General features: G+C 39.9%; 5 protein-coding genes and 1 pseudogene. All 6 read left to right on the forward strand.

What is annotated here, in order from left to right:
• Positions 1 to 200: 200 nt before the first annotated feature.
• Positions 201 to 838, forward strand: a pseudogene (locus tag ACOV1R_RS15780) (transposase); the annotation flags it as partial.
• 14 nt (positions 839 to 852) lie between these two features.
• Positions 853 to 1035, forward strand: a complete 183-nt coding sequence (locus tag ACOV1R_RS15785; RefSeq protein ID WP_424744312.1) for a hypothetical protein — start codon at positions 853 to 855, stop codon at positions 1033 to 1035.
• Between the two features lie 223 nt (positions 1036 to 1258).
• The gene (gene rfbA, locus ACOV1R_RS15790; protein WP_021730701.1) at positions 1259 to 2128 is read left to right on the forward strand and encodes a glucose-1-phosphate thymidylyltransferase RfbA; all 870 of its coding nucleotides are present in this window, start codon (positions 1259 to 1261) and stop codon (positions 2126 to 2128) included.
• Between the two features lie 3 nt (positions 2129 to 2131).
• Positions 2132 to 2713, forward strand: a complete 582-nt coding sequence (gene rfbC / locus ACOV1R_RS15795) for a dTDP-4-dehydrorhamnose 3,5-epimerase (protein ID WP_060416961.1) — start codon at positions 2132 to 2134, stop codon at positions 2711 to 2713.
• 9 nt (positions 2714 to 2722) lie between these two features.
• Positions 2723 to 3751, forward strand: a complete 1029-nt coding sequence (gene rfbB, locus ACOV1R_RS15800) for a dTDP-glucose 4,6-dehydratase (RefSeq protein WP_217203431.1) — start codon at positions 2723 to 2725, stop codon at positions 3749 to 3751.
• 32 nt (positions 3752 to 3783) lie between these two features.
• Positions 3784 to 4626: a dTDP-4-dehydrorhamnose reductase gene (gene rfbD / locus ACOV1R_RS15805; protein WP_217203433.1), complete on the forward strand. Its 843-nt coding sequence runs from the start codon at positions 3784 to 3786 to the stop codon at positions 4624 to 4626.
• Positions 4627 to 5069 lie beyond the last annotated feature (443 nt).

Consider the following 5069-nt stretch of genomic DNA (forward strand, 5'->3'; position numbering starts at 1 on the left):
CAATGATAACAGAGATTTGTCTTGGTGTTTTTTATTTTATCAATTAGCTAAAAGTATTTGGCTAACTTGATTATAAAACGCGCGGAAAGATCTGAATAAATAGAAAGTTAACTATATTTTAGAGAGCGTAAAATAACTTGTGTAAACGCATAAAAAGATTTCTAAATTGTATAGAACTAGGGAATGAACTTACCACAGAAATTATCGCTGCACTAGCCCAAAAGCAAGATTTGGACGAAGTTTTTCGTCACCACCTCGAAATTGCGATTAACCAGCTGCTTCAAACCGAATTGGCAGCTTTTTTAGGCTATGAGCGCCACTCGTATGCTGGAATTAACACTAGAAATAACCGCAATGGCAGTTATGAACGCTCGTTTGATACGAAGTATGGTCAACTCAACTTAACCATTCCGCGNCTTTTTTAGGCTATGAGCGCCACTCGTATGCTGGAATTAACACTAGAAATAACCGCAATGGCAGTTATGAACGCTCGTTTGATACGAAGTATGGTCAACTCAACTTAACCATTCCGCGGGATCGCAATGGTATTTTCCACAACCACATCTTGCCAGCCTACGGTCGGCACAGTGACAGCTTGGAAACAACGGTTATTCAGCTATACACCAAGGGAATTACCACCACCGAAATCGCCTAACTCATTGAGAAAATGTACGGTGCTCATTACTCCAAAGCCACGGTTTCCAACATGACCAAAGTCGTTGATGAACAAGTTCAAGCTTTCCAGCAACGGCGACTGCCTTCGCAATATGCGGCCATCTTCTTAGATGCCAATTACCTGCCTTTAAAGCGGGACACCGTCCAAAAAGAAGCGGTTCATTGTATTCAACCAACTTGATTGCGAACTTTAACAAGCATCTCAAACGCAACCCCAACCACAAAGAACAATTTCCAACGGAAGATTCACTGAATCGATTCCTGGTTTCTCAGTTTAACGTCTACAACGAGAAGTCCATGAAGCGAATCCATCGCAGATTCAACGGACTTCAGGACACCCTGGAATCATCCTTTATTTAAATTAACTACATATTATATGTACGGAGGTATTTCATTTACACAAGATTCTTGACGCTACCCAAATTTTCAGTGATTAGTTAAATGTTTAAGTTAGTTATTTTTAATCTAATTTTTATTTAATGTTGACTATTTACACATGTTGTTAGTTTCTTCTATCATTAGGTAGTAATATTTTGAAAATAGAAATATAATTAGAATAAGCAACTATTCAGGGGGGCTCTAAATGAAAGGAATTATTCTTGCAGGGGGATCCGGTACACGGCTGTATCCAATTACACGGGCGATTTCAAAACAATTGATCCCGATTTATGATAAGCCAATGATTTATTATCCGTTATCGACGTTAATGTTGGCAGGAATCCAAGATATTTTGGTTATTTCAACACCTGTTGATACACCACGGTTCAAAGAACTGTTAGGCGATGGTCATGATTTGGGCTTGAATCTATCCTATGCTGTCCAAGAAAAGCCGAACGGTTTAGCTGAAGCTTTTATTTTGGGTGCTGATTTCATTGGAAATGATTCAGTCTGTCTTATTTTAGGTGATAATATTTATTATGGTGGCGGCTTATCTAAGATGCTTCAACATGCTAGCGCTAAGCCAAAGGGGGCCACGGTCTTTGGTTACCATGTCAATGATCCGGAACGGTTTGGTGTCGTTGACTTTGATGAAAATATGCATGCAAAGTCCATTGTTGAAAAGCCTGTACACCCAGCTAGTAATTATGCTGTCACGGGAATGTATTTTTATGATAATCAAGTCGTTGATATTGCAAAGAATATTCAACCATCACCACGTGGTGAATTGGAGATTACGGATATCAACAAAGTTTACTTAGAACATAATGAGTTAGATGTTGAACTCATGGGCCGTGGTTTTGCTTGGCTTGATACTGGGACCCATGACTCATTACAAGAAGCAAGTAGTTTTATCGCAACCGTGCAAAAACGCCAGAACTTAAAAGTGGCTTGCTTAGAAGAAGTGGCGTATCGAATGGGTTATATTGATGCTGATAAAGTGTATGAATTGGCGCAACCATTAAAGAAGAATGATTACGGTCAATACTTATTAAGATTAATTGGGAGGGCTTAAATTTTGGGCAAATTAAAGGTAATAACGACTAAATTACAAGATGTTAAGATTATTGAACCAGCAGTTTTTGGTGATAAGCGGGGGTTCTTTACGGAAACTTACTCTGACCGTGATTTCAAAGAAGCTGGCATTGATTTTGATTTCATTCAGGATAATCAATCATTGTCAGCGGAAGCGGGTGTTTTGCGGGGACTGCATTTTCAACGTGGCAAGGCAGCGCAAACTAAATTAATTCGCGTAGTGACTGGTGCCGTACTTGATGTTATTGTGGACGTTCGTGCTGGCTCGCCTACGTACGGGGAATGGGAGGGCTATATTATCTCTGAAAGTAACCATCGTCAATTGTTAGTCCCCCGTGGTTTTGCCCATGGCTTTGTGACATTGACTGATAATGTTAATTTCTTATACAAGTGTGATAACTACTACAACGCTGAAGCCGACGGTGGTATTACCTTTATGGATAAAGATTTAAATATTAACTGGCCTATTGACTATGATCAAGCTATGACTTCTGATAAGGATGCCAAACAACAGACTTTCAAAGAATTTGAACAGAATAATCCGTTTGTTTACGGCGAAATTTAAGGAGACGTTATGGAAAACTTATTAGTTACCGGTGGTGCCGGCTTTATTGGTTCTAACTTTGTTCACTATGTTTATAATCATCATCCCGAAGTCAAGATTACCGTGTTAGATAAGTTAACTTATGCTGGTAATCGGGCCAACTTGGAAGAAATTCTAGGCGACCGGGTCAAATTAGTTGTGGGTGACATTTGTGACGCGCCCTTGGTTGATGAATTAATGCAACAAACTGACGCGGTTGTCCATTACGCCGCTGAAAGCCATAATGATAATTCATTAAAGGATCCATGGCCATTCATCGAAACGAATATTATCGGGACTTATACGCTGATCCAGTCCGCACATAAGTTTAATAAACGCTTCCACCATGTTTCCACTGATGAAGTATACGGTGATTTACCATTACGGGAAGACTTACCGGGCCATGGTGAGGGTGTTGGCGAGAAGTTTACACCAACTAGTCGTTATAGGCCTTCCAGTCCATACTCTTCGTCTAAGGCCAGCAGTGATCTTTTAGTTCGGGCTTGGGTACGTTCGTTTGGCTTACAAGCCACCATTTCGAACTGTTCAAATAACTATGGCCCTTATCAATATATTGAGAAATTTATTCCACGCCAAATTACCAATATTTTAAGTGGGATTCGGCCAAAATTATATGGTAGTGGTAAAAACGTTCGTGACTGGATTCACACGAACGACCATTCTGCGGCCGTTTGGGATATTTTAACCAAAGGTAAGATTGGCGAGACTTACCTGATTGGTGCCGATGGCGAAATGAACAATAAGGACGTCTTGGAAATGATTCTTGAATTAATGTGTCAGCCTAAAGATGCTTATGATGTTGTTAAGGACCGTCCCGGCCATGATTTACGTTATGCGATCGATTCAACTAAGTTGCGCACGGAATTAGGTTGGCAGCCAGAGTTTACTGACTTCCGGTCTGGTTTGAAAGCAACGATTGATTGGTATACTGACCATCAAGACTGGTGGCAAGCAGATAAGAGCAAGGTTGAATCAAACTACGCCAAGAACGGGCAATAATAGTGTGAAATGCTAGAGGAGGAGGTTTCTAAATGTCAAAAGTAATGATTGTTGGTGCCAATGGTCAATTGGGGAATGAGTTGCAACGACTATTAAATGAACAAGGGATTGCATTTGATGCACTGACTAAAAAAGAATTGGATGTCACGAACCTAGATGCAGTCAAAGCTAAGGTTGCGGAACTACAACCTGTGGTCTTATATGATTGCGCAGCTTACACAGCAGTTGATAAGGCCGAAGATGAAGGCAAAGCCCTCAATTGGCTGGTCAATGTTGATGGAACAAAAAATTTAGCCCAAGTAGCAGCTGAACAGGATGTTAAATTGGTTTATGTTTCTACTGACTACATTTTTGATGGTACTAATAAAGGTGAATATTTAGAAGATGATCCAGCCAACCCCAAGAATGAGTATGGGCGTGCTAAGTGGGCTGGTGAAGAAGCCGTTCGTCATAGCGGTGCTGATTACTATATTGTTCGGACTAGCTGGGTTTTCGGTGAATTTGGGCATAACTTTGTCTTTACAATGCAGAATTTAGCAAAGACGCATGACAAGTTGACAGTCGTCAATGATCAACTTGGACGACCAACCTGGACGCGAACATTAGCAGAATTTATGGCCCACCTGGTGAAAACTGAAGCCGCTTCAGGGACCTATCAATTAAGTAACGATAATACAGCCACTTGGTATGACTTTGCGAAGGAAATTTTGAAGGATACTGATGTGGAAGTAGCGCCGGTTACTTCTGAACAATTCCCACAAAAGGCTTACCGGCCACAGCATTCAGTGATGAATTTGGATAAGGCTAAAGCAACTGGTTATAAGATACTAACCTGGCAAGATGCATTGGAAAGATTTGAACAAGAATTAGTATAGAGATCATTAAAGACGGTACAGAATTAGCTTGATTGTACAGAATCTTATAAAATGAAGCGAATTTAGTTAAAAGTGGATAGTAGTAAAAAGAAAAACTTCTTATCATAAATATAATTTTTATTATGTTAGGAGTTTCCCAGAGATTCTGAAGTTGCTACATCTGAAGTCGAACAGGATTTTCTTTGGTCAGACAAACGCGTACTGACTTATCATTTAGTGACTTAGCTAGAATTATTACAGAGGGGCAACTAAAAACATTGTCTCTGATTATGCTCAAGGCACTAGAAAAAGTAAGAGAGCGTAAAATATCTTGTGTAAATGCATAAAAGATTTCTGAATTGTATAGAAATAGGGAATACCTTCCCTTATGATATTTAGTAACCACAGAAAACATCACAGGAGGCATTCCCCATGAATGAACTTACCACAGAAATTATCGCTGC

It is taken from the genome of Lactiplantibacillus sp. YT640, from assembly GCF_049745435.1.
In the GTDB taxonomy this organism is placed as follows: domain Bacteria; phylum Bacillota; class Bacilli; order Lactobacillales; family Lactobacillaceae; genus Lactiplantibacillus; species Lactiplantibacillus plantarum.